The sequence below is a fragment of the Pseudomonas sp. OG7 genome (assembly GCF_014192825.1).
Taxonomy (GTDB): domain Bacteria; phylum Pseudomonadota; class Gammaproteobacteria; order Pseudomonadales; family Pseudomonadaceae; genus Aquipseudomonas; species Aquipseudomonas monteilii.
In genome coordinates, this window is record NZ_JACHYK010000012.1 from 44,815 (window position 1) to 67,542 (window position 22,728).

Annotated in this window: 23 protein-coding genes, 1 tRNA gene and 1 pseudogene; 16 read left to right on the forward strand and 9 right to left on the reverse strand. The window is 58.9% G+C overall.

What is annotated here, in order from left to right; all coding sequences use genetic code 11:
* Nucleotides 1–5: 5 nt before the first annotated feature.
* From FHW75_RS24985 to FHW75_RS25010, 6 genes are all read left to right on the forward strand, one after another.
* Entirely contained in the window at nt 6–1,559 is a 1,554-nt protein-coding gene (locus FHW75_RS24985; protein ID WP_019096815.1) for a sugar ABC transporter ATP-binding protein, read from the forward strand.
* Nucleotides 1,556–2,551 (forward strand): ABC transporter permease, encoded by a 996-nt coding sequence (locus tag FHW75_RS24990; protein WP_025752781.1) that lies wholly within the window; start codon nt 1,556–1,558, stop codon nt 2,549–2,551. Before FHW75_RS24985 ends, FHW75_RS24990 begins: the two co-directional genes overlap by 4 nt.
* Before the next feature lie 4 nt (nt 2,552–2,555).
* Nucleotides 2,556–3,578 carry a LacI family DNA-binding transcriptional regulator gene (locus FHW75_RS24995; protein WP_019096814.1) on the forward strand — a complete coding sequence of 341 codons (1,023 nt, stop codon included), beginning with the start codon at nt 2,556–2,558 and terminating at the stop codon, nt 3,576–3,578.
* 15 nt (nt 3,579–3,593) lie between these two features.
* Nucleotides 3,594–4,502 (forward strand): ribokinase, encoded by a 909-nt coding sequence (gene rbsK / locus FHW75_RS25000; RefSeq protein ID WP_019096813.1) that lies wholly within the window; start codon nt 3,594–3,596, stop codon nt 4,500–4,502.
* Nucleotides 4,499–4,897, forward strand: a complete 399-nt coding sequence (rbsD, locus tag FHW75_RS25005; RefSeq protein ID WP_016711344.1) for a D-ribose pyranase — start codon at nt 4,499–4,501, stop codon at nt 4,895–4,897. The genes rbsK and rbsD overlap by 4 nt, the downstream gene beginning before the upstream one ends.
* Nucleotides 4,898–5,006: 109 nt before the next feature.
* Entirely contained in the window at nt 5,007–6,008 is a 1,002-nt protein-coding gene (locus FHW75_RS25010; protein WP_019096812.1) for a nucleoside hydrolase, read from the forward strand.
* Here the strand turns inward: FHW75_RS25010 and FHW75_RS25015 are convergent.
* Nucleotides 5,980–6,192, reverse strand: coding sequence for a hypothetical protein (locus tag FHW75_RS25015; RefSeq protein WP_016711342.1), 213 nt, complete (start codon nt 6,190–6,192; stop codon nt 5,980–5,982). The two genes, FHW75_RS25010 and FHW75_RS25015, sit on opposite strands and share 29 nt — an antisense overlap.
* 257 nt (nt 6,193–6,449) lie before the next feature.
* On the opposite strand from FHW75_RS25015, the gene FHW75_RS25020 reads away from it, so the two are divergent.
* Nucleotides 6,450–6,770, forward strand: coding sequence for an I78 family peptidase inhibitor (locus FHW75_RS25020; RefSeq protein WP_016711341.1), 321 nt, complete (start codon nt 6,450–6,452; stop codon nt 6,768–6,770).
* 77 nt (nt 6,771–6,847) lie between these two features.
* Here FHW75_RS25020 and FHW75_RS25025 read toward each other — a convergent pair whose 3' ends face one another.
* Both FHW75_RS25025 and FHW75_RS25030 read right to left on the reverse strand, forming a co-directional pair.
* A complete protein-coding gene (locus FHW75_RS25025; protein WP_003250656.1) occupies nt 6,848–7,060 on the reverse strand; it encodes a cold-shock protein in 213 nt (70 codons plus the stop codon).
* Nucleotides 7,061–7,222: 162 nt separating this feature from the next.
* A complete protein-coding gene (locus FHW75_RS25030; RefSeq protein WP_019099044.1) occupies nt 7,223–7,528 on the reverse strand; it encodes a hypothetical protein in 306 nt (101 codons plus the stop codon).
* Between the two features lie 336 nt (nt 7,529–7,864).
* On the opposite strand from FHW75_RS25030, the gene thrS reads away from it, so the two are divergent.
* The 9 genes from thrS (at nt 7,865) to FHW75_RS25075 (ending at nt 15,346) form a co-directional block, all read left to right on the forward strand.
* Nucleotides 7,865–9,787, forward strand: coding sequence for a threonine--tRNA ligase (thrS, locus tag FHW75_RS25035; RefSeq protein ID WP_016711339.1), 1,923 nt, complete (start codon nt 7,865–7,867; stop codon nt 9,785–9,787).
* Nucleotides 9,787–10,338, forward strand: coding sequence for a translation initiation factor IF-3 (gene infC / locus FHW75_RS25040; protein WP_016711338.1), 552 nt, complete (start codon nt 9,787–9,789; stop codon nt 10,336–10,338). The genes thrS and infC overlap by 1 nt, the downstream gene beginning before the upstream one ends.
* A gap of 62 nt (nt 10,339–10,400) precedes the next feature.
* On the forward strand, nt 10,401–10,595 hold the full coding sequence (gene rpmI / locus FHW75_RS25045; protein ID WP_003250667.1) for a 50S ribosomal protein L35: 195 nt from the start codon (nt 10,401–10,403) through the stop codon (nt 10,593–10,595).
* A gap of 27 nt (nt 10,596–10,622) precedes the next feature.
* Nucleotides 10,623–10,979 carry a 50S ribosomal protein L20 gene (rplT, locus tag FHW75_RS25050; RefSeq protein ID WP_003250671.1) on the forward strand — a complete coding sequence of 119 codons (357 nt, stop codon included), beginning with the start codon at nt 10,623–10,625 and terminating at the stop codon, nt 10,977–10,979.
* Nucleotides 10,980–11,088: 109 nt separating this feature from the next.
* The gene (gene pheS, locus FHW75_RS25055; RefSeq protein WP_003250674.1) at nt 11,089–12,105 is read left to right on the forward strand and encodes a phenylalanine--tRNA ligase subunit alpha; all 1,017 of its coding nucleotides are present in this window, start codon (nt 11,089–11,091) and stop codon (nt 12,103–12,105) included.
* A 33-nt stretch (nt 12,106–12,138) separates the two neighbouring features.
* A complete protein-coding gene (pheT, locus tag FHW75_RS25060) occupies nt 12,139–14,520 on the forward strand; it encodes a phenylalanine--tRNA ligase subunit beta (protein WP_183674915.1) in 2,382 nt (793 codons plus the stop codon).
* Nucleotides 14,521–14,524: 4 nt separating this feature from the next.
* Nucleotides 14,525–14,827 carry an integration host factor subunit alpha gene (gene ihfA, locus FHW75_RS25065; protein ID WP_003250679.1) on the forward strand — a complete coding sequence of 101 codons (303 nt, stop codon included), beginning with the start codon at nt 14,525–14,527 and terminating at the stop codon, nt 14,825–14,827.
* The gene (locus FHW75_RS25070; protein ID WP_003250681.1) at nt 14,808–15,164 is read left to right on the forward strand and encodes a MerR family transcriptional regulator; all 357 of its coding nucleotides are present in this window, start codon (nt 14,808–14,810) and stop codon (nt 15,162–15,164) included. The genes ihfA and FHW75_RS25070 overlap by 20 nt, the downstream gene beginning before the upstream one ends.
* 105 nt (nt 15,165–15,269) lie before the next feature.
* Nucleotides 15,270–15,346, forward strand: a tRNA-Pro gene (locus FHW75_RS25075).
* Between the two features lie 1,074 nt (nt 15,347–16,420).
* Here FHW75_RS25075 and FHW75_RS26940 read toward each other — a convergent pair.
* The 6 genes and pseudogenes from FHW75_RS26940 to FHW75_RS25100 form a co-directional block, all read right to left on the reverse strand.
* Nucleotides 16,421–16,708, reverse strand: a pseudogene (locus tag FHW75_RS26940) (phosphohydrolase); the annotation flags it as partial.
* 257 nt (nt 16,709–16,965) lie between these two features.
* A complete protein-coding gene (locus tag FHW75_RS25080) occupies nt 16,966–18,417 on the reverse strand; it encodes a coniferyl aldehyde dehydrogenase (protein WP_183674916.1) in 1,452 nt (483 codons plus the stop codon).
* A gap of 87 nt (nt 18,418–18,504) precedes the next feature.
* Nucleotides 18,505–19,596, reverse strand: a complete 1,092-nt coding sequence (locus FHW75_RS25085) for a Zn-dependent alcohol dehydrogenase (protein WP_183674919.1) — start codon at nt 19,594–19,596, stop codon at nt 18,505–18,507.
* A gap of 18 nt (nt 19,597–19,614) precedes the next feature.
* A complete protein-coding gene (locus tag FHW75_RS25090; protein ID WP_183674922.1) occupies nt 19,615–19,836 on the reverse strand; it encodes a hypothetical protein in 222 nt (73 codons plus the stop codon).
* Nucleotides 19,837–19,861: 25 nt separating this feature from the next.
* Nucleotides 19,862–21,436 carry an NAD(P)/FAD-dependent oxidoreductase gene (locus tag FHW75_RS25095; RefSeq protein ID WP_183674926.1) on the reverse strand — a complete coding sequence of 525 codons (1,575 nt, stop codon included), beginning with the start codon at nt 21,434–21,436 and terminating at the stop codon, nt 19,862–19,864.
* A 272-nt stretch (nt 21,437–21,708) separates the two neighbouring features.
* Entirely contained in the window at nt 21,709–22,692 is a 984-nt protein-coding gene (locus tag FHW75_RS25100) for an AraC family transcriptional regulator (RefSeq protein WP_183674929.1), read from the reverse strand.
* Nucleotides 22,693–22,728: the final 36 nt, after the last annotated feature.

Sequence of the window (22,728 nt, forward strand, 5' to 3'; positions counted from 1 at the left end):
CGGCCATGCCTGCATCGGCCAACGAAGTGGTACTCGCCGCCAGCGGGTTGGGCAAGACCTACGCCCAGCCTGTGCTCGGCGAGGTCAGCCTGAACCTGCGGGCCGGCGAAGTGCTGGCCCTGACCGGTGAAAACGGTGCGGGCAAGAGCACCCTGTCCAAGCTCATCAGTGGCCTGGAAACCCCGACCACCGGGCACATGACCTACCGCGGCCAGGCCTACGCGCCCGGCAGCCGCAGCGAGGCCGAGCGCCTGGGTGTGCGTATGGTCATGCAGGAGCTGAACCTGCTGCCCACGCTGACCGTGGCGGAAAACCTGTTCCTCGATAACCTGCCCAGCCGCTTCGGCTGGATCAGCCAGAAGCGCCTGCGCCAGTTGGCCACGGCCGCCATGGCGCAAGTCGGGCTCGATGCCATCGACCCGGATACGCCGGTCGGTGAGCTGGGCATCGGCCACCAGCAGATGGTCGAGATCGCCCGCAACCTGATCGGCGACTGCCGTGTGCTGATTTTCGACGAACCCACCGCCATGCTCACCGCCCGCGAAGTGGAGCTGCTGTTCACCCAGATCGAGCGTCTGCGTGAACGTGGCGTGGCCATTGTCTACATCTCGCACCGCCTTGAAGAGCTGCAGCGGGTGGCTCAGCGTATCGTCGTGCTGCGCGACGGCAAGCTGGTGTGTGACGAGCCGATCCAGCGCTACAGCAGTGCCGAGCTGGTCAACCTGATGGTCGGCCGCGAGCTGGGCGAGCATATCGACCTGGGCCGCAGGCAGATTGGCGCGCCCTTGCTCAAGGTCGACAAGCTCAGCCGCGCCGACAAGGTACGCGACGTGTCGTTCGAAGTCAGGGCAGGGGAGATCTTCGGTATCTCCGGCCTGATAGGTGCTGGCCGCACCGAGCTGTTGCGCCTGATCTACGGTGCTGACCGCGCCGACAGCGGCAGCATCGCGCTAGGCCAGCCACCCCAGGCCGTTAACATCGACTCGCCCAAGGCGGCTGTGCGGGCGGGTATCGCGCTGATTACGGAAGACCGCAAAGGCGAAGGCCTGCTGCTGACACAGTCGATCAGCGCCAATATCGCCTTGGGCAACCTGGGCGCGGTATCGCGGGCCGGCATACTCGATGGCGAGGCAGAAAAGGCCCTGGCCGAGCGCCAGATCCAGGCCATGCGCATACGCAGTGCCGGCGCGCAGCAAGTGGTGGGCGAGCTGTCGGGCGGCAACCAGCAGAAGGTGGTGATCGGCCGCTGGCTGGAGCGCGACTGCCAGGTGCTGCTGTTCGACGAGCCCACCCGTGGCATCGACGTCGGCGCCAAGTTCGACATCTACGGCCTGCTGGCCGAACTGGCGCGCCAGGGCAAGGCCTTGGTGGTGGTGTCCAGCGACCTGCGCGAGCTGATGCTGATTTGCGACCGCATCGCCGTGCTGTCTGCCGGTCGCCTGATCGACACCTTCGACCGCGATCATTGGAGCCAGGACCAGCTGTTGGCCGCCGCCTTTGCCGGTTATCAGAAACGTGACGCACTGCTGCACGACGCAGCCCCCAGGATGGATGCATGAAAACCACCCCGCTAAACAGCCAGGGCGCCGCCCCCGTGCGCCGCAGTGGCACCTATTTTGGCCTGGGCACCTACCTGGGCCTGGCCGGCGCATTGCTGGCGATGATCGTGCTGTTCTCGTTCCTCAGCAGCCACTTCTGGTCGTATAACACCTTCAGCACCCTGGCCAACCAGATTCCCGACCTGATGGTACTGGCGGTGGGCATGACTTTCGTGCTGATCATCGGCGGCATCGACCTGTCGGTGGGCTCGGTGCTGGCGCTGGCGGCTTCCACGGTGAGCGTGGCGATTCTTGGCTGGGGCTGGGGCGTTTTGCCCTCGGCGCTGCTGGGCATGGCTGTGGCCGCGCTGGCCGGCAGCATCACCGGTGGCGTCACCGTAGCCTGGCGCATTCCGTCGTTCATCGTCTCGCTTGGCGTGCTGGAGATGGCCCGTGGCCTGGCCTACCAGTTCACCGACTCGCGCACCGCCTATATCGGCGATGCCTACGCCTGGTTCTCCAACCCGGTCGCCTTTGGCATTTCGCCAGCGTTCATAATTGCCTTGCTGGTCATCGTGCTAGCCCAGCTGGTGCTGACCCGTACCGTGTTCGGCCGCTACCTGATCGGCATCGGCACCAACGAAGAGGCCGTGCGCCTGGCCGGTATCGACCCGCGCCCGTACAAGGTGCTGGTATTTGCCCTGATGGGCCTGCTCGCCGGCCTGGCCGCCCTGTTCCAGATTTCTCGACTGGAGGCGGCCGACCCTAATGCCGGCTCCGGCCTGGAGCTGCAGGTGATCGCAGCCGTGGTCATCGGTGGCACTAGCCTGATGGGTGGGCGCGGCTCGGTCATCAGCACCTTCTTTGGCGTACTGATCATTTCGGTGCTGGCCGCCGGGCTGGCGCAGATCGGTGCCAGCGAACCGACCAAACGCATCATCACCGGGGCGGTGATCGTCATCGCCGTGGTGCTCGACACCTACCGTAGCCGGCGCGCAGGCCGGCGGAACTGACAACATGGCAACCATCAAAGACGTCGCGGCACTGGCGGGCATTTCCTACACCACCGTGTCCCATGTGCTGAACAAGACCCGACCCGTCAGTGAACACGTGCGGCTTAAGGTCGAAGCCGCCATCCTCGAACTGGACTACGTGCCCAGCGCCGTGGCGCGTTCGCTCAAGGCGCGCAGCACGGCCACCATCGGCCTGTTGGTGCCCAACAGCGTCAACCCGTACTTCGCCGAGCTGGCACGGGGTATCGAAGACGCCTGCGAGCGCAACGGCTACTGCGTGATCCTGTGTAACTCCGACGACAACCCGCAGAAGCAACGCAGCTACCTGCGCGTGCTGCTGGAAAAGCGCATCGACGGCCTGGTGGTGGCGTCGGTAGGTCAGGACAGTGACCTGCTGCAAAGCCTGGCCAGCGTGCGCACGCCAATGGTGATCGTCGACCGCGAGCTGGAAGGCGTCGATGCCGACCTGGTGCGCATCGACCACGAGCAGGGCGCCTATCTGGCTACCCGGCATTTGCTGGAACTGGGGCATCGAGATATCGCCTACATCGGCGGCCCCGCCGAAACCGGGGTTACCCAGCTGCGCCTGAGCGGCTTCCGTCGGGCCATGGCCGGGGCCGGGGCACAGGTGCAGGGCAATCGTGTGCTGCACTGCGACTTCACCAGCCCCGGCGGCCATGCGGCGGCGGCGCAGGTGCTGGAGGGCAAGCGGCCAACGGCGATTTTTGCCGGCAACGACATGATCGGTTTTGGTGTGCTGCGTGCGGCCGCCGAGCGCAATATCAATGTACCCGGTGAGCTGTCGGTGATCGGCTTCGACGATATCGAGCTCAGCCGCTACGTGTACCCGCCGCTGACCACCGTGGGCCAGTCCATCCGAGAGCTGGGCGAAAATGCCGCGTCGCTGTTGCTGGCACGCATCGCGGCACCGCGGCAAGGCGCGGCAGAGCAACGCATCGTCCCCCCGCGTATCGTGCTGCGCGAATCCACCGGGCCACGCCCGGACCTCTTCAACGATTACCGCTAACGCTAAGGATATGTCATGAGTGCCAAGGTCGTGGTGGTGGGTAGCCTGAATATGGACCTGGTGGCCCGCGCCCAGCGCTTGCCCCGGGCCGGCGAGACCCTTCCCGGCGAGAGCTTTTTCACCGTGCCGGGCGGCAAGGGCGCCAACCAGGCTGTGGCCGTGGCGCGGCTGGGCGGCAGCGTGGCCATGATCGGTAATGTAGGTGACGATGACTATGGCCGGCAGTTGCACCGCGCCTTGTATGTCGAGGGCATCGACTGCCAGGGTGTCAGTACCTGCCCTGGGGTATCCAGTGGTGTGGCGCTGATTACCGTGGATGCGGCCAGCCAGAACTGCATCGTCATCATCCCCGGCGGCAACGGCCTGCTGACGCCACAGTCGGTACAGCGCTTCGATGCACTGTTGCAAGCGGCCGAGGTGGTCATCTGCCAGCTTGAGGTGCCGGTGGAAACCGTGGCCTGGACCTTGGCCAGGGCGCGTGAGCTGGGCAAGCAGGTCATTCTTAACCCGGCGCCTGCCACCGGCCCCTTGCCGGCGGAGTGGTTCGCCCGCATCGATTACCTCACGCCCAACGAAAGCGAGGCTGAAACCCTGACTGGCATGCCGGTAACCGACCAGGACAGTGCCCGGCGCGCAGGCGAACGCTTGCGGCAGATGGGGGCAGGTAAAGTGATCATCACCCTGGGGGCTCAAGGGGCCTTGCTGGTGACTGAACAGGGCCACCAGCATTTCCCGGCGCCTGTGGTGCAGCCGCTGGATACCACTGCCGCCGGCGACACCTTCATCGGTGGTTTCGCCGCCGGTCTGGTTCGGGGTTTGGCGGAGGGCGAGGCCATCGCCTTTGGCCAGCGTGCGGCGGCATTGTCGGTTACCCGCGCCGGTGCACAGCCATCGATTCCCTATCTGGCGGAGCTTACGCCATGAAGAAAACCCCGTTGCTGAACGTTGCCCTGTCGCGGACCATTGCGGGCATGGGGCATGGCGACATTCTGGTGATCGGCGATGCCGGGCTGCCGGTACCGCCAGGTGTGGAACTGATCGACCTGGCCGTTACGCCAGGCCTGCCGGATTTCGCCAGTGTCTTGCGGGCGGTGCTGAGCGAGCTGCAGGTAGAGCGGCATGTACTGGCCGAAGAAATGCAGAAAGTGGTGCCACCGGCACTGGTCGAGATCGAGCGGTTGAAAGGCAAGCTGGGCAAACGGGAATGGCTGAGCCACGAAGATTTCAAAGTGCTGTCGCGCAGTGCCCGCGCCGTGGTGCGTACGGGTGAGTGCCAGCCCTACAGCAACATCGCCCTGATCTCTGGCGTTACGTTCTAGCTCGTTTTGTTGGCCAGCGCAGATCCCTGTGGGAGCGGGCATGCCCGCTCCCACAGGGGGATTGTGGTTTGCCTGAATAATTATGCTCTGGCAACAGGAGTGCCACCCCATGCTCAAACCGCTGCTACAAGGACTCGCCCTCATGGCCACCGCCACCACCCTCCAGGCCGCCCCGATCGACCTGATCATCGACACCGACCCCGGCGCCGACGACGTGGTCGCGCTGTTTCTGGCCATGGCCTCGCCCGACGAGCTCAACATCCGCGCCATCACCACCGTGGCCGGCAACGTGCGGCTGGACAAAACCTCGCGCAACGCGCGCCTGGCCCGTGAATGGGCCGGCCGTGAAGACATCCCCGTCTACGCCGGTGCCGCCCGCCCGCTGGTACGCACGCCCATCTACGCCGCCGACGTCCACGGTGAAGAAGGCCTGACCGGCGTCCGCGTACACGAACCGAATATGCCCTTGGCCCAAGGCAACGCCGTGCAATATCTGGTCGACACCCTCGGCGCCGCCAAACCGCACAGCATCACCGTGGCCATGCTGGGCCCACAGACCAACCTCGCCCTGGCACTGGTCCAACGCCCGGAAATCGCCAAAGGCATCAAGCAAGTGGTCGTCATGGGCGGCGCCCATTTCAACGGCGGCAACATCACCCCGGCAGCGGAATTCAACCTCTACGCCGACCCGCATGCGGCCCAAGTGGTGCTGGCCAGTGGTGTACAGCTCACCTACCTGCCGCTGGACGTCACCCACAAGCTGCTGACCAGCGACGCTCGCCTCAAGCAACTGGCCGCCGTGAACAATCAGGCCAGTAAACGGGTGGTGGATATCCTCAACGCCTACATCACCCACGACATGGACCTGTACGGCATGCCCGGTGGCCCGGTGCATGACGCCAGCGTCATCGCCTACTTGCTAAAACCCGAGTTGTTCAGCGGCCGGCGCATCCACATGAGCATCGACAGTCGCGAAGGCCCGACCTTCGGCCAGACCCTTGCCGACTGGTACGGCGTGCTTAAGCAGCCGGCCAATGTGATGTGGGTGGAGCAGGGCGATGCCCAGGGCCTGTTCGACCTGCTTAGCGCCCGTTTGGCGCGATTGGAATAGCCGCGTGCGGCGCGAAGCGCTCAAGCACCTGGTCGACGAAGCTGCGTGCCGCTTCGGCGCCGCGGTCGCGCACCAGTAGGTCGATAGCGATCAGCAGCAACTCTTCCGGCGTGCCAGGGCTGTACGCGCTTTGGCCTTCGGCCCATTTGACCTTGATATCGGCATCGATGCTGTGGCTGCTCATGAAAGGCTCTCGCTTGGGCCCGGGGCGGAGGGGCGAATACCGGATCCTGGTATTCGGGGAGGCACTGTGCCTTCACTTCCTAAAGTAAATCATGACTTTGCAGCGCAAACCAAGCGCCTCGTCGGCTGACTGGTAAAATTCGGTCACGATTGCCTTTCGCTCAGGGCGCCCGGTTCAGGCAGACTTGCGCGGTTTTGCAACGAATTCTTGGTGGAGCTGTCGGAACAGGCAGTTCCCAGATCGATTTAGGAGGCTTCATGTTCCGTACCCGTGCAATGTTGGCAACCCTGGCGGTGGCTGCTGTCTTGGCTGGTTGCAGCACTGGCGGTAGTTCTGATGGCGGCAAGGCGCCCGTGGCGGCGGCCGGTAACGATGGCCGCTGCGAAGCCAGCGGCGCCGACTTCGCCATTGGCAAGCAGGGCAGTGCCGAGCTGCTGGAGCAGGCACGCAAGGCCAGTGGCTCGCAGATGGCACGTATTCTCAAGCCGCACGACGTGGTTACCCTGGAGTACCGCTCCGAGCGCCTGAACCTGAATGTGGACGAGCAAGGCAAGGTCACCCGCGTTAACTGCGGTTGATGCAAGGGCTGTACAGGCGGGTGCGACACCCATAAAAAAACCCGCCACCAGGGCGGGTTTTTTTACAGCTATCCGAATTACTCCGGACGAACCTGCGCAGCCTGCATGCCCTTCTGGCCGCGCTCGGCGACGAAGGAAACAGTCTGGCCTTCTTTCAGGCTCTTGAAGCCGTCAGATTCGATGGCTTTGAAGTGAACGAACAGGTCGTCGCCGCCGCCTGCTGGGGTGATGAAGCCGTAGCCTTTCTCATCATTGAACCATTTGACGGTGCCTTGTTGGCGATTGGACATGGGTGAATCTCCAGAACATTTAGTTTTTTCAGTGGTGCAATGCGGCCGAGGCTACGGAGCACGGGATACATCATAGTCTAATTCTGCGCATCTAGCGCCTTTTACCTTCGCAGGATATTGATCCAGCTCAAAGAATGGCTGGCTGATCCTGGCTTTAAGGTTTCAGCTCTTGGGCGTGCAGCTCTGTTTCACGACGGCTTGGGCCTTCTGCATCAGCTTGGCATCCACGCCGTCATTGCTGTCAAGGTCAGCAATTTCCGCGTCGGTGAAGTTCTTTTTGATGGCCTGGGCGCCGCAGTCGCAGTGTTTTTTCGCGGTCGCGGCGTCAACGCCCTGGCCGCTGGCCACTTGCGTGCACTGGGCCATGTAGCCAGCTTCCTTGCCTGGTGGGAAGTTGCCAGCGTTCGCCGCCATCGGCAGCAGCAGGGCCCCAGCGGCCGCCAGGGCCAGAAGAGACGGAACTCGCATAACCAGTTACTCCTTGGGTTAAGGTCTCATCAAGAGTAGGTTGCTTCCCAAGGTCTGATAGGAATTTTTCCGCGTTAGTTCAGCCGAAGTCCGTAATTTCCAAATATTTCTGCCTGGCGTGCAACCCGCGTGCTAGCATGCCCGGCTTGCAGCTGACAACGTTCAGCTTGCAGCTATCTTTTTTCTTTCCAGTCACTCTGGTTCGTCCCCCGCAAGCCGAAAGGCTTCTGCCACTGTGAGGCAGGCTTCCTTCAAGGAGGGCAGGTCGGATCTTGTACTGGCTCATCCCAACCCACGTGACCTTTGGTAGGGGTCACCACTAGGAGAGGAGGCGCCATGCCCGTTATTACTCTTCCCGATGGCAGTCAACGTTCGTTTGATCACGCCGTATCCGTAGCCGAAGTCGCCGCATCCATCGGCGCCGGCCTGGCCAAGGCCACCGTGGCCGGCAAGGTCGACGGCAAGCTGGTCGACGCCTGCGACCTGATCAGCCACGACGCCACCCTGCAGATCATCACCCCTAAAGATGCAGAGGGACTGGAGATCATTCGTCACTCGTGTGCCCACCTGGTTGGCCACGCCGTGAAGCAGCTGTACCCGACCGCCAAGATGGTGATCGGCCCGGTCATCGATGAAGGCTTCTACTACGACATCGCCTACGAGCGCCCCTTCACCCCAGAAGACATGGCCGCCATCGAAAAGCGCATGATGGAGCTGATCGACAAAGACTACGACGTGGTCAAGAAAGTGACCCCGCGTGCCGAAGTCATCGACGTGTTCACCGCCCGAGGCGAAGACTACAAGCTGCGCCTGGTCGAAGACATGCCGGACGAACAGGCCATGGGCCTGTACTACCACGAAGAATACGTCGACATGTGCCGCGGCCCGCACGTGCCGAACACCCGCTTCCTCAAGGCATTCAAGCTGACCAAGCTGTCTGGCGCCTATTGGCGCGGCGATGCCAAGAACGAGCAGCTGCAACGCGTGTATGGCACTGCCTGGGCCGACAAGAAGCAACTGGCGGCGTACATCCAGCGCATCGAAGAAGCCGAAAAGCGCGACCACCGCAAGATCGGCAAGCAGCTCGACCTGTTCCACCTGCAGGAAGAAGCCCCGGGCATGGTGTTCTGGCACGCCAACGGCTGGACCGTGTACCAGGTACTCGAGCAGTACATGCGTCAGGTTCAGCGCGTCAACGGCTACCAGGAAATCAAGACCCCGCAGGTTGTCGACCGGATCCTCTGGGAGCGTTCCGGCCACTGGTCCAACTACGCCGAAAACATGTTCACCACTTCGTCGGAAAGCCGTGACTACGCGGTAAAACCGATGAACTGCCCGTGCCACGTACAGGTGTTCAACCAGGGCCTGAAGAGCTACCGCGACCTGCCACTGCGCCTGGCCGAGTTCGGTGCCTGCCACCGTAACGAGCCGTCCGGCGCCCTGCACGGCATCATGCGCGTGCGTGGCTTCGTGCAAGACGACGCGCACATCTTCTGCACCGAAGAACAGGTGAAGAAAGAAGCCGCCGACTTCATCAAGCTGACCCTGGACGTGTACAAGGATTTCGGCTTCACCGACATCGCCATGAAGCTGTCGACCCGCCCGGCCAAGCGTGTGGGCTCCGAAGAGCTGTGGGACCGTGCCGAAGGTGCGCTGGCCGACGCCCTGAACGAATCCGGCCTGGAGTGGGAATACCAGCCAGGCGAAGGCGCCTTCTACGGCCCGAAAATCGAGTTCACCCTGCGCGACTGCCTCGGCCGTAACTGGCAGTGCGGTACCCTGCAGTACGACCCGAACCTGCCAGAGCGCCTGGATGCCAGCTATATCGCCGAAGATAACAGCCGAGTTCGCCCGGTCATGCTGCACCGCGCCATCCTTGGTTCGTTCGAGCGCTTCATCGGCATGCTGATCGAGCACTATGCTGGCGTGTTCCCGGCCTGGCTGGCACCTACCCAGGCTGTGATCATGAACATCACCGACAAACAGGCCGATTTCGCCCTTGAGGTGGAAAATACCCTGAACGGTAGCGGTTTCCGTGCCAAGTCGGACTTGAGAAATGAGAAGATCGGCTTTAAAATCCGCGAGCATACTTTGCTCAAGGTCCCGTACCTTTTGGTTATAGGGGATCGCGAAGTCGAAACGCAAACCGTCGCTGTGCGTACTCGCGAAGGCGCTGACCTGGGCTCCATGCCCGTCGCCCAGTTCGCTGAGCTCCTGACACAAGCGGTTTCCCGGCGTGGTCGCCAAGAATCGGAGTAATGACTATTAAGCGTGAAATGAGAAACGATAAGCGTGCTGTACCGAAGGCCCCGATCAACGAGAATATCTCGGCCCGCGAGGTTCGGTTAATTGGCGCAGACGGCGAGCAGGTTGGCATCGTCTCGATTGATGAAGCGCTCCGTATCGCTGAAGAAGCGAAGCTGGATCTGGTGGAAATCTCTGCAGACGCGGTACCGCCTGTCTGCAAGGTGATGGACTACGGCAAGCACCTCTTCGAGAAGAAGAAGCAGGCCAACGAAGCCAAGAAAAACCAGAAGCAGATCCAGATCAAAGAAATCAAGTTTCGTCCAGGGACGGAAGAAGGGGATTACCAGGTAAAACTACGCAACCTGGTACGTTTCCTTACCGATGGGGACAAGGCCAAGATCTCTCTGAGATTCCGCGGCCGTGAGATGGCCCACCAGGAGCTGGGCATGGAGCTGTTGAAGCGGGTCGAAGCTGACCTCGCCGAATACGGCGCCGTTGAGCAGCATCCGAAGATGGAAGGACGCCAGCTTATGATGGTCATCGCCCCCAAAAAGAAGAAGTAATCTCCCGGGCACGGCAGGCCTGATGATTATTGTGTAATTTTTATCGAATGCGGAGTTCCAACATGCCAAAAATGAAAACCAAGAGCGGTGCTGCGAAGCGCTTCCTGAAGACCGCTTCCGGCTTCAAGCACAAGCACGCTTTCAAGAGCCACATCCTGACCAAAATGTCGACCAAGCGTAAGCGTCAACTGCGCGGTGCCAGCCTGCTGCACCCGTCTGACGTGGCAAAAGTCGAGCGCATGCTGCGCGTACGTTAATTCTGGTTTAGATAGAGGAAGTTACTCATGGCTCGTGTTAAGCGTGGCGTCATCGCTCGTAAGCGTCACAAGAAAATTCTGAAACTGGCTAAAGGCTACTACGGTGCACGCTCGCGCGTATTCCGCGTTGCCAAGCAGGCTGTCATCAAGGCTGGTCAATATGCCTACCGTGACCGTCGTCAGAAGAAGCGTCAGTTCCGCGCACTGTGGATCGCTCGTATCAACGCCGGTGCCCGCACCAACGGTCTGTCCTACAGCCGTCTGATTGCTGGCCTGAAAAAGGCTTCGATCGAAATCGACCGTAAGGTTCTGGCCGATCTGGCAGTGAACGAAAAAGCGGCGTTTGCTGCGATTGTCGAGAAAGCTAAAGCCGTTCTGGCTTAAGTACCCGAGGCAATCACCCGGCGGCGCTAGCGCCGTCGGGCATTGAACGTCATCGATAGGGGAAGAGCCTTCAAAGCTCTTCCCCTATTTTCGTATCTGGAGTCTGTACATGGAAAACCTGGATGCGCTGGTCTCTCAAGCCCTGGAGGCCGTGGAGCGCGCTGAAGACATCAATGCCCTGGAACAGATCCGGGTAAATTATCTCGGCAAGAAGGGTGAACTGACCCAGGTGATGAAGACCCTGGGCAACCTGCCAGCCGAAGAGCGCCCGAAAGTCGGCGCGCTGATCAACGACGCCAAAGAGCGCGTCACCGTTGTGCTCAATGCCCGCAAGGCTGCCTTCGAAGAGGCCGAGCTCAGCGCTCGCCTGGCTGCCGAATGCATTGACGTCACCCTGCCAGGCCGTGGCCAGGCCACCGGTGGCCTGCACCCGATCACCCGTACACTCGAGCGCATCGAGCAGTTCTTCACCCACATCGGCTACGGCATTGCCGAAGGCCCAGAGGTGGAAGACGACTACCACAACTTCGAAGCGCTCAACATCCCCGGCCACCACCCGGCCCGGGCGATGCACGACACCTTCTACTTCAATGCCAACATGCTGCTGCGCACCCACACCTCGCCAGTGCAGGTGCGGACCATGGAGTCCACCCAGCCGCCGATCCGCATTGTGTGCCCGGGCCGCGTATACCGCTGCGACTCGGATATCACCCACTCGCCGATGTTCCACCAGGTCGAAGGCCTGCTGATCGATCGCGACATCAACTTCGCCGACCTCAAGGGCACCATCGAAGAATTCCTGCGCGTGTTCTTCGAAAAAGAACTGGCGGTACGTTTCCGCCCATCGTTCTTCCCCTTCACCGAGCCGTCCGCCGAAGTCGACATCCAGTGCGTGATGTGTTCCGGCAATGGCTGCCGCGTGTGCAAGCAAACCGGCTGGCTCGAAGTGATGGGCTGCGGCATGGTGCACCCGAACGTGCTGCGCATGTCTGGCATCGACCCGGAAGAGTTCCAGGGCTTCGCCTTCGGCATGGGCGCCGAGCGCCTGGCCATGCTGCGCTATGGCGTCAACGATTTGCGTCTGTTCTTCGACAACGACCTGCGCTTCCTCGCGCAATTCCGCTAGGTCAATGCCCGACGCAACTTTCAGGAGAACAGCATGAAATTCAGTGAACAGTGGCTGCGCGGTTGGGTAAACCCGCAAGTCTCCCGTGACGAACTGGTCGCCCGCCTGTCCATGGCCGGCCTCGAAGTCGACAGCGTAACCCCCGCTGCCGGCCAGTTCAGCGGCATTGTCGTGGGCGAAATCCTCGCCACCGAACAACACCCGGACGCCGACAAGTTGCGCGTGTGCCAGGTAAGCAACGGCCAGGAAACCTTCCAGGTCGTGTGCGGCGCCCCGAATGCCCGCCCAGGTATCAAGATCCCGTTCGCCATGATCGGCGCCGAACTGCCAGGCGACTTCAAGATCAAGAAGGCCAAGCTGCGCGGCGTCGAATCTTTCGGCATGCTGTGCTCGGCCGCCGAGCTGCAGATCAGCGAAGAAAACGACGGCCTGCTGGAACTGGCTGCCGACGCCCCGGTTGGCGAAAACATTCGCACCTACCTGAGCCTGGACGACGCCAGCATCGAAATCGGCCTTACGCCGAACCGTGGTGACTGCCTGTCCATCGCCGGCCTGGCCCGCGACGTCAGTGCCCTGTACGACACCCCTGTAACCCGCCCGGTGGTGCCAGCCGTACCGGCTGCCCACGACGAAGTGCGCCCGGTCGAAGTCAGCGCCCCGGCCGCCTGCCCGCGCTACCTGGGCCGCGTCATCCGTAACGTCGACCTCAGCAAGCCGACCCCGCTGTGGATGGTCGAGCGCCTGCGCCGCAGCGACGTGCGCAGCATCGACGCCGCCGTCGACATCACCAACTACGTGATGCTTGAGCTCGGCCAGCCGATGCACGCCTTCGACCTGGCAGAGATCAACGGCGGCATCCGCGTCCGCATGGCTGAAGAGGGCGAAAAACTCGTCCTGCTCGACGGCCAGGAAGTGGCCCTGCGCGCCGACACCCTGGTGATCGCCGACCACACCCGCGCCCTGGCCATCGCCGGCGTCATGGGTGGCGAGCACAGCGGTGTGAACACTGAAAAAACCCGCGACCTGTTCCTCGAAAGCGCCTTCTTCGAGCCGATCTCCGTCGCCGGTAAAGCCCGTTCCTACGGCCTGCACACCGACGCCTCGCACCGCTACGAGCGCGGCGTGGACTCGCAGCTGGCCCGCGAAGCCATGGAGCGCGCCACTCAGCTGCTGCTGGACATCGTCGGCGGCGAAGCCGGCCCGGTCGTCGAAGCCGTCAGCGAACAGCACCTGCCAAGCGTGGCCCCGGTCACCCTGCGCGACGAACGCATCACCCAGATGCTCGGCATGCAAATGGACCCAGCGCAGGTCGAGCAACTGCTCAACGCCCTGGAACTGACCACGACCAAGAACGGGGAAGGGCAGTGGACCGTCACCGTGCCAAGCCACCGCTTCGACATCAGCCTGGAAGTGGACCTGATCGAAGAGCTGGCCCGCCTGTACGGTTACAACAACCTGCCGGTACGTTACCCGCAAGCCCGCCTGGCCCCACAAGGCAAGCCGGAAACCCGTGGTGACCTGCCGACCCTGCGCCGCCTGCTGGTTGCCCGCGGCTACCAGGAAGCCATCACCTACAGCTTCATCGACCCGAAACTGTTCGAACTGTTCAGCCCGGGCGTAGAGCCGCTGCTGCTGGCCAACCCCATCTCCAGCGACATGGCCGCCATGCGCGCATCCCTGTGGCCGGGCCTGGTCAAGGCGCTGCAGCACAACCTGAACCGCCAGCAAGACCGCGTGCGCCTGTTCGAAAGCGGCCTGCGCTTCGTCGGCCAGCTGGGTGACCTGCAACAGCAGCCAATGATTGCCGGCGTTATCACCGGCAGCCGCCTGCCAGAAGGCTGGGCCAACGGCCGCGATGGCGTCGACTTCTTCGACGTTAAAGCCGACGTGGAAGCCCTGCTGGGCTACTCCGGCGCCCTGAGCGACTTCACCTTCAGCGCTGGTAAACACCCCGCCCTGCACCCTGGCCAAACCGCCGCCATTGAGCGCGACGGCAAACTGGTCGGCTACCTCGGCGCCATCCACCCAGAGCTTGCCAAAGCCCTGGACCTGGACCGCCCGGTGTTCCTGTTCGAGCTGGTGCTGGGCGACGTGGTCGAAGGCCGCCTGCCGAAATTCAGCGAACTGTCCAAGTTCCCGGAAACCCGTCGCGACCTGGCTTTGATCGCAGGACGTGATGTAGCTTCTAGCTCGGTGCTTGAAGTAATTCGTGACAATGCAGGCGAATGGCTTACAGACCTCAGGCTGTTTGACGTCTACCAAGGTAAAGGCATTGATCCTGATAGAAAAAGCCTTGCCGTTGGCTTGACCTGGCAGCATCCATCGCGCACTCTTAACGACGATGAGGTGAACGCCGCACTGCAAAACATCCTCACCTCGCTCGAACAAAGGTTGAACACCACGTTAAGGAAATAACGGCATGGGTGCTCTGACGAAAGCTGAGATGGCCGAAAGGCTGTACGAGGAGCTGGGGCTTAACAAGCGTGAGGCCAAGGAGCTGGTCGAGCTGTTTTTCGAAGAAATTCGGCACGCACTTGAAGAGAACGAGCAGGTGAAGCTGTCCGGTTTCGGCAACTTCGACCTCCGCGACAAACGCCAGCGGCCGGGCCGCAACCCCAAGACTGGGGAAGAAATCCCGATCACTGCACGGCGCGTCGTCACCTTTCGTCCAGGGCAGAAGTTGAAGGCCCGGGTTGAGGCCTATGCTGGAACCAAGCCATAACGACGAACTGCCCCCCATACCGGGCAAACGCTACTTCACCATTGGTGAAGTGAGCGAGCTGTGTGCCGTAAAGCCACACGTGCTGCGGTATTGGGAGCAGGAGTTCGACCAGCTTAACCCTGTGAAACGGCGGGGGAACCGGCGGTATTACCAGCGGCAGGATGTGCTGATGATTCGCCAGATTCGTGCGCTGCTTTATGACCAGGGGTTCACCATTGGCGGGGCGCGGTTGCGGCTCTCCAGTGATGAGGCTAAGGATGAATCGAGCCAGTACAAGCAGCTGATTCGGCAGATGATTGTTGAGTTGGAGGATGTACTGGTGGTTTTGAAGAAATGAGCTGGGCTTTTTCTGATGAGTGGAAAAATTTTTGAGAAAAAGCTTTCATTTATCAGAGAGTTAGGTTAGATTCTTCATCGTTCTCAGAGGTTATGAGAATGTAGTCGGGGCGTAGCGCAGCCCGGTAGCGCACTTGCATGGGGTGCAAGGGGTCGAGTGTTCGAATCACTCCGTCCCGACCAAAAAACTCCAAAGAATCCAGTCACTTAACGGTGACTGGATTTTTTATGGCTATGGTTTTTTGCGGTGAATTCATTTTTGCCCCACTTTTTGCCCCACCGCGAAATCTCTTGAGTTTGTTGGCTTGTTATTGGTTCCTCTTAGATTGTCTGACCTTCAGCCAAGTGCTTACTCAGGGTTTCGCGTGAAAATCAGGTGTTACCAGGTGGTGTACGCCTTTCAGGATGCGTCTATCGGCTGCTGACAATGACCGCGTGGCAGTCTGATCAATGCAGTTTTTAGGGCGACAACAAGGCTGGCTTATCCAGTCCGAGTATCCGAGTGCATGTGCCACTGCTTCAGCTCCAGACCCTGCTGAGCAAGCCAGGCTTTGAAGGCGGCATAGTCCTCGTCGAAGTCTGGCTCGTCGGGGTGGCTCCACCATCCGTCTTGGTCGCGCTCGACTGCCACACGTTGGATCAGCTTGATTCTTCAGGCATGACGTTTCCTTAAGCTGATGAATTCAGCTTTCTTTGGGAATAAGACAGGGGGTTTGATGGTCTAGATGGCAGACGGCCAGCAAAACCCTACTTAAACGAAAGTGGGCTGCGCGCGTTATGAGGAAAAATTAAATGCTTAATGCCGACCAGAAATATCGTGCATATCAGCTCCTAAAGGAGCTTGATAAGACGACTTCGTTGCTCATGAATCGTGTGGCGTACAGCCATGGCGCAAAGCTTTGCTGGAGTGAAGATCTCGAGTCTCAACGCAAAGCCTTTGAGGACTGGATGCATTTCGCTAGAACTATAAGCGACGATCTGTAAAGATTTTCGGAGAAAATTGTACAATAATATTAAGATGTACAGATTTTGGCCGATTGTCAGTTTCAGTTCTCAATGTTGCAATTTCCGCTTGTCTGTCGGGATATATTCGTTATTTTTGGTTTCTAGTAAGGAATACAGATCAAATTTAACGGAGGAATTATGAGAACTCGAGGACAAGCGTATTGGGATTGGGCAGACCCGAGTCTTCACCACCGCTCCCATGACGAGATCCTTGACGATGGCACTCAGATTGATGTGCAAGTCAGGTTATCTCGCACAGGCAGGATGGTTGTAGCTGCCTAGTTCATCGCCGATATCATGGAGTAGAGCACACACAACGTACTCTTCGTCCTGACCATCTCGGTACGCTCTGGAGGCGGTCTGGAGTGAGTGAGTCAATCGGTCGACAGGGAACCCGCCGAAGTCCCCCTCTAGTTGTTTTAAATGCTTGACGATTCTTGCAGGAAGCAAACGGGCGTATTTTGAGAGCTCTCGACCTATGAGGCGCCAGTCTTCTTCGAGCCCATCCTTCATGTGCGTAAAGTTGGCCAAATCATTCATCTAAAGATCTCGGTGCGCGGCAAGGTCTTTAGTGTAGGCTGGATTCACTAATTTGAATTGACTTTGCTGGTCAACTCTATGGTCTTGGTGGACATCGGATGCCAGGTATCAGTGAGGCGGCCCTAGGGAAGCTGACTTGAAGACGGCATGATGCTGATGTTAGTTTAATTTTCTGTTGAGTTAATGGCGCTGTTTGGGGGTAATGAAAAAGAGCGCAGATTTTGGCGCTCTTAGATTGGACTGAACAAGCCTCTTAACTAAGTTGGCTTGAATGCAGAAAATGCTTGTTCCAAGAAGTTTTGGTTTTGATCGCGGAAGGGCGGGTTGCACAGTTCTGCAACTGGCGTGACGTCAGCCTGTCGATAAACGGCCTTTGCGTGACTGAACGCGCGGAATCCATAGATCCCATGGTAATGGCCGTATCCAGAAGGGCCTACGCCCCCGAAAGGTAAGTTCTCGTCGGATAGGTGGGACACGCAATCATTGATTGTCACACCACCAGAGACCGTTCTGTCCAGTACCCTATGCTCCTCATCGGCGTCCGTTCCAAAGTAATATAAGGCAAGTGGGCGCGGTCGGCTGTTGATGTACGAGATAGCTTCATCAATGTTCGAGTAACTCACCACGGGGAGGACAGGGCCGAAAATTTCCTCTTGCATGACCTTGAGGTCATCATGAGCATTGAGCACCAACGTGGGTGCAATTTTCCGGGTTTCAGCGTCGACCGAGCGCTCTCCAGCAGGAGAGAGTGCGAGGATTTGCGCGCCTTTGGTTCTGGCGTCTTCAATTAGGCCGCAGATGCGATTGAAGTGGTTATCGTTGACGATGGTGGTGTAGTCCGGGTTGCCAACGATGGATGGGAACAGCCTGGCAACAACTTTGGTGGCGATCTGCGCGAAGGCAATCTGCTTGTCTACCGGCACGAGGACGTAATCCGGGGCAACGCACAATTGACCTGAATTAAGAGCTTTTGCCTGCAGGATCCTAGCCACTGCCTGTTCCATATCAGCTGAGGTGCTGATAATTGCCGGTGACTTACCACCTAACTCGAGGGTCAATGGCACCAGATTGTTTGCGGCAGCCCGAGCGACGTGCTTGCCGACCGCCGTACCCCCGGTGAATACCAGATGATCAAAAGCCAGTTCCGTGAAGGCTGCACCTACTGACTGACCTCCCGTCACAACTGAGATTTCTTCCTCATCGAAGGCACCGGCGATCAAGGCTTTGAGCAGTTCAGAGGTGGCCGGGGTCAACTCCGACGGCTTGAGCATCGCGCGATTGCCGGCGGCGAGGATGCCAACGATAGGGCCCAAAGCCAACTGTACAGGGAAGTTCCACGGGCTGATTACGCCCACGACACCCTTTGGCTGATACTCAACGCGTGACGAAGCCCCAGGCGCAGGGGAGGGGTTAATGTCCGGCTGGCTCCAAGTGGGGAGATGCTCTTGAGTGTGTTTGATTGACCCCAGGAGCGCCAATACGTCATAGAGCAAGCTGGTTGCCTGAGCCCGGTTGCCAAAGTCCTGGCTGATCGCAGATGCCAGCTGGTTGCGGTTGGCGTGAAGCAGGGCGGAGAGACGGCCCAGGCGATCATGTCGTAGAGTTAGACTTGGCGTCCCTTCACGAATTACCGCGATTTTCTGGGACTGAAGCAGTCGAGGCAGGTCGGCAATGGTGTCTAAATCAACTTTAGATTCGATGGTGGTCATAGTCGAGGCCTTGTGTTCGAACTGATAGCAAAACCAAGCCAGGATTAACTGTAGTCCTGGCTCAGTTACGTTGCTTTCTAGATCACCTTAAAAAGAGGTGATTACACTTCGTGCAATCTTTCCATCTTGAAGTTCGGCATAGGCTTCGTTGATTTCCGAGAGGCTGATCTCTTTGGAGACCAAGTCATCAAGGTTCAACTTGCCTTGAAGGTAGAGCTCGGCGTACATGGGGATGTCATGCTTGATGTTGCTCGATCCCATGTTCACGCCCTGCAGCTTGCGCTGGGTTGCAAGGACTTCCTCGCTTACCTTCAGCTCGATGGTCGACCCAGGCTTGTGCACTCCAATGACGTAAGCCCCTCCACCGACGCGAGTCATACGAACAGCTTGTTCGGTAGTTTGCTTCAATCCGACAACCTCGAAGGCGTGATCAACACCGCCGTCTGTGAGCTCGATCACCTTTGCCACAGGATCGACCTGAGACGCGTCGATGACATCCGTGGCCCCAAACGATTTCGCCAATTCCAACTTGCTGGGTTGTAAGTCAATGGCGATGATCTGGATAGCGCCTGCAAGCTTGGCACCGGATATCGCATTGAGGCCGACGCCACCAACGCCGATGACAGCCACGGTATCGCCTGGGCGAACCCCTGCAGTATTGATCACCGCACCAGCGCCGGTGACAGTACCACAGCCAAGCAAGCACGCTTGTGGGAATGGTAGGGCGTCCGGAACCTTAGCGAGTTGATTCTCATGAACCAAGGCACGCTCGGCGAAAGCGGCAGTCCCGAATGCAGGGGTCAGGGGCTTCCCGTCCAGACTTAGGCGTTGGCCAAGGGCTGGATCGCGAAGGGTTTCATGAGGATGTTTACATTGATAGGTTCGGCCATCAAGGCAAGGCTTGCAGTGTCCGCAGTATTGAATCAGGCAGGCTACTACGTGGTCACCAACAGCGAACTCTCGCACATCAGGCCCGATTTCTATGACCACTCCAGCCAACTCGTGGCCAAAGACAGCAGGCAGAGGAATACCGAAGTCATTCTGTGCGAGATGCAAGTCACTATGGCACAAGCCAGATGCTTTAACTTGCACAAGGACTTCGCGACCTACCGGAGACGCGATGTGAATCTCTTCGATTTCAAACTTGTCGCCGGTTGCATTTATAACGGCAGCTTTCATGATGAATCTCCCGCTTAATTATTTTTTTGGCTGAGAAGACTTGCGGAAAAGCATGGACAGCAGCGAAAAGATTAAGCGGGGTGATACCAGCTTGAGTCCGGAGCGTAACTCTTCCGGTCGCAGTATTACTTTCATTGGCATGGTTCCCATGATCTTTCCTTCAATCAAAATGCCTTGGTCATGGGGGGTGACAGTCGACAAGTCCATCAGGATGGTCTTGTCTAGGGTAAAGAGTTTCATAATACACCTTGTTCTTGTATTCAGATTACGAAATAACTTTGTCGAAATCCCAGCCTTTGTCTTCAAACAGTCGCAGCGCTGTCACCCTGCCGCCGCCGCAGACACCGCCAGCTGTTGGGTGCATGAATACGCCTGACAAGTAGAGGCCTTCCACTCCTGGAACGGTATATTGCGACAGAGACGGCGTAGGACGATGGCCTTGGCTTTGGAACAGTGGAGCTGCCAAACCAGATACGTCACCACGTTGGAAGGTTGGGGAGTAGGCAGCGATGTCGTCTGGTGTGTCGAACGCCTTGGCGAGTACGCTTGACTTCAGCCCTGGCAGGAAAGAATCGACCATATTCAAGGTCTCTTCTTCTACCTCTGCTTTGCGGTCGGCCCACGTCGCCCCGCCGGCCAGTTTGTAAGGCATGATCCGCCAAACCAGAAAGGTCGACTTACCTGCAGGTGCACGGGTTGGGTCAACGTGGTGGGTTGCGATAGTGCCCATCGACGGAGTCTTAGGGATACGTCCATTACGTACGTCGTAGACAACATTTTTGAAATCGGCGAGCGATGTTGGACACAGCCCGTTGAGCCAGGAATCATTGATGTCCGGGTGAACATACGTTGGAGGGGTGTCCAGGGCGTAGTGCGCTGTTACGCAGGAGAAGGACGAGGTCTCTGCGCGATCAATTTCACGAACCACCTGATCGTCTAATTTATCGTCGAGCATCTTCGGCAGGTTGAAGGGATGGATCTGCCCAACTACCGCCTCTTTAGCGCGGATCTCGGTGCCATCAGCGAGTCGCACGCCCACTGCCTTGCCATTGGAAGTCAGCACCTTCACAACGGTGGAATTGGTACGCATGTCAGCACCATGGTCTTCAAGCTGACGTACCATCGCGTCCACCAGACCACCACTGCCGCCTCGTGGGGTTTGGAAACCATACTTCTCGAACAGCGCCGGGTACATGAACAAGGCACCGCCTTCGCCCCTGGCTTCAGGGTCAACGAAATGCTCCGTCAGCAGGCGCAGCATGTGAATTTTGAGCTTGTCGCTTTCAAAGCGCTCAGTGAGGATTCCAAGCGGGCTGTTTTGAATCTCATGAAGAGCGTTGCGGCCCATGGGACTTTGATCGAGCATAGCGATAAACGCCCCATATGGCGGGGGCGGGGAGAAGAGGCCGTGCATTGCCATCGGCACGAACTCCATGCTCTCTTTGTAAAGCTTGTAGTACGCGTCCGCGTCCCTTTTCGACGTGTTGGCAGCAATATTGTCGATGGTGCGTTCGAGGTCGTTGTAACCGATCAGGCAGCTGCCATCGGTGAACGTTGTCGAGTAGGTTGCACTGGGTTTAAGGTACTCCAAGCCGTATTTGCTCTGGAGCTGCAGTTCATCGTTGATGATCAACGGGTTCAGCAGAATGCCCAGGTGAGCCGAGGAGTGAAGGTCATGCTTGAAGCCGGGGAGGGTGATCTCTTTGGTGGCGACACCACCACCGAAGTAGGCTTTGCTTTCCAGTACCAAGACAGATTTTCCGGCTTTGGCGATATACCCGGCTGTGGTGAGCCCGTTGTGACCGCCACCGACAACAATGACATCAAAGACTTCGGACATGGTGCTTAACTCCTTTGAGGTGAAGATGCCTTCAACCTGCGGATGTTGTGATTGTATGTTTGACACGCTTGCTTGGTGATGCGCCTCGATGGTGCGCCAAGAGCACATCATCCGGTGAGGACAATTCAGCACCCTGAATGGGACGATTGAGCACACCCGTCTGAGGTCGGCCAGGCAGGGAGATGAGGAGGGGCACGCGATTAGCGAGGGATGCGGCAAGCGCTGAGAATGCGAAGAGACAGGCGAGAGCGTGGCAGGCCGGAGCCCAGGTGTCAGTTCACACCTGGACGTTGCTGTTCCTGATCTCGAAAGCTTGTAGGGCTCGTACCAAAAACTCGTTTGAATCGCCGTGCGAAGTAGCCAGGGTCACTGAACCCGCATGACCAAGCGATCTCGGCAATCTGGAGCGAATTGTGATGATCTGCGAGACGCCTTCGAGCAGCCTCGAACCGCTGATTTTCGAGTAAAGTCAAAAACGTCGTATTGGCTGAAGCCAAGACCTTATCCAGGTGGCGGCGAGATATCCCGATGTCAGTAGCGACCTGCTGGGCGGATAGATCTGGCTTGTCGAAATTTTTATAGACAGTTGAGCGGATACGCGTAAGCAATTCGCTGCCATGGCAAATGATGTTCTGGTTCGGTCGAGCCAGAGCGATGGCGAGAAGGCTTGCCATTTGCTCCGCGAGCAATGAGCGTGGCATCGGTGCGTTCTCTAGCCCAATCGAAGCGATGGTATTCATCAGGCTGATCAATGGTGCTGCCCACTGCGAATTACTATCCACAACGTGCCCAGCCAGCATGGACGGATCAGGAAGCCATTTCCGCAACCAGCTTAATTCCATGTGGGCAGAGATGCAGTATTGCTCTGAGGGGAACAGCAAATCCCATTTCGCCGACGAATCCAGCAGTATTATTGATCCTGGTGATAGATGGCAGGTCTTGCCGCCATGCACAGCTCTGGCACTGCCACGTTGCATCAACACAATATCGAAGCCGGCGTTCCGCTCGGTCAAAAAAGTGTGCGGCGAGCACGTGACTCTGTGGGGAGTACCACGGAAAATGTTTAAATCGAGTGGCCCCATCCCGTAATGTTGCCACGTCAATTCGTATTGGCAGGATTCATTGCTGACTTGACTGTGCGCAATCATACGCGCGCACAAATCTTCCGTTTCTTCAATGGCCTGGCTGGTGGGGATGCCGAGAGATGTCCACTGCCAGTCGGTCTCTCTGCTAAGCGTTGATACTGATTCGGGCATAGGTTCAACTCTGCTAGCCAGCGTCTACTCCTGCTG

Bases quoted from the DNA above. Each gene is read 5' to 3' on its own strand.
- FHW75_RS24985 (WP_019096815.1), top strand. From the start codon at position 6: ATGCCTGCATCGGCCAACGAAGTGGTACTCGCCGCCAGCGGGTTGGGC.
- FHW75_RS24990 (WP_025752781.1), top strand. From the start codon at position 1,556: ATGAAAACCACCCCGCTAAACAGCCAGGGCGCCGCCCCCGTGCGCCGC.
- FHW75_RS24995 (WP_019096814.1), top strand. From the start codon at position 2,556: ATGGCAACCATCAAAGACGTCGCGGCACTGGCGGGCATTTCCTACACC.
- rbsK (WP_019096813.1), top strand. From the start codon at position 3,594: ATGAGTGCCAAGGTCGTGGTGGTGGGTAGCCTGAATATGGACCTGGTG.
- rbsD (WP_016711344.1), top strand. From the start codon at position 4,499: ATGAAGAAAACCCCGTTGCTGAACGTTGCCCTGTCGCGGACCATTGCG.
- FHW75_RS25010 (WP_019096812.1), top strand. From the start codon at position 5,007: ATGCTCAAACCGCTGCTACAAGGACTCGCCCTCATGGCCACCGCCACC.
- FHW75_RS25015 (WP_016711342.1), bottom strand. From the start codon at position 6,192: ATGAGCAGCCACAGCATCGATGCCGATATCAAGGTCAAATGGGCCGAA.
- FHW75_RS25020 (WP_016711341.1), top strand. From the start codon at position 6,450: ATGTTCCGTACCCGTGCAATGTTGGCAACCCTGGCGGTGGCTGCTGTC.
- FHW75_RS25025 (WP_003250656.1), bottom strand. From the start codon at position 7,060: ATGTCCAATCGCCAACAAGGCACCGTCAAATGGTTCAATGATGAGAAA.
- FHW75_RS25030 (WP_019099044.1), bottom strand. From the start codon at position 7,528: ATGCGAGTTCCGTCTCTTCTGGCCCTGGCGGCCGCTGGGGCCCTGCTG.
- thrS (WP_016711339.1), top strand. From the start codon at position 7,865: ATGCCCGTTATTACTCTTCCCGATGGCAGTCAACGTTCGTTTGATCAC.
- infC (WP_016711338.1), top strand. From the start codon at position 9,787: ATGACTATTAAGCGTGAAATGAGAAACGATAAGCGTGCTGTACCGAAG.
- rpmI (WP_003250667.1), top strand. From the start codon at position 10,401: ATGCCAAAAATGAAAACCAAGAGCGGTGCTGCGAAGCGCTTCCTGAAG.
- rplT (WP_003250671.1), top strand. From the start codon at position 10,623: ATGGCTCGTGTTAAGCGTGGCGTCATCGCTCGTAAGCGTCACAAGAAA.
- pheS (WP_003250674.1), top strand. From the start codon at position 11,089: ATGGAAAACCTGGATGCGCTGGTCTCTCAAGCCCTGGAGGCCGTGGAG.
- pheT (WP_183674915.1), top strand. From the start codon at position 12,139: ATGAAATTCAGTGAACAGTGGCTGCGCGGTTGGGTAAACCCGCAAGTC.
- ihfA (WP_003250679.1), top strand. From the start codon at position 14,525: ATGGGTGCTCTGACGAAAGCTGAGATGGCCGAAAGGCTGTACGAGGAG.
- FHW75_RS25070 (WP_003250681.1), top strand. From the start codon at position 14,808: ATGCTGGAACCAAGCCATAACGACGAACTGCCCCCCATACCGGGCAAA.
- FHW75_RS25080 (WP_183674916.1), bottom strand. From the start codon at position 18,417: ATGACCACCATCGAATCTAAAGTTGATTTAGACACCATTGCCGACCTG.
- FHW75_RS25085 (WP_183674919.1), bottom strand. From the start codon at position 19,596: ATGAAAGCTGCCGTTATAAATGCAACCGGCGACAAGTTTGAAATCGAA.
- FHW75_RS25090 (WP_183674922.1), bottom strand. From the start codon at position 19,836: ATGAAACTCTTTACCCTAGACAAGACCATCCTGATGGACTTGTCGACT.
- FHW75_RS25095 (WP_183674926.1), bottom strand. From the start codon at position 21,436: ATGTCCGAAGTCTTTGATGTCATTGTTGTCGGTGGCGGTCACAACGGG.
- FHW75_RS25100 (WP_183674929.1), bottom strand. From the start codon at position 22,692: ATGCCCGAATCAGTATCAACGCTTAGCAGAGAGACCGACTGGCAGTGG.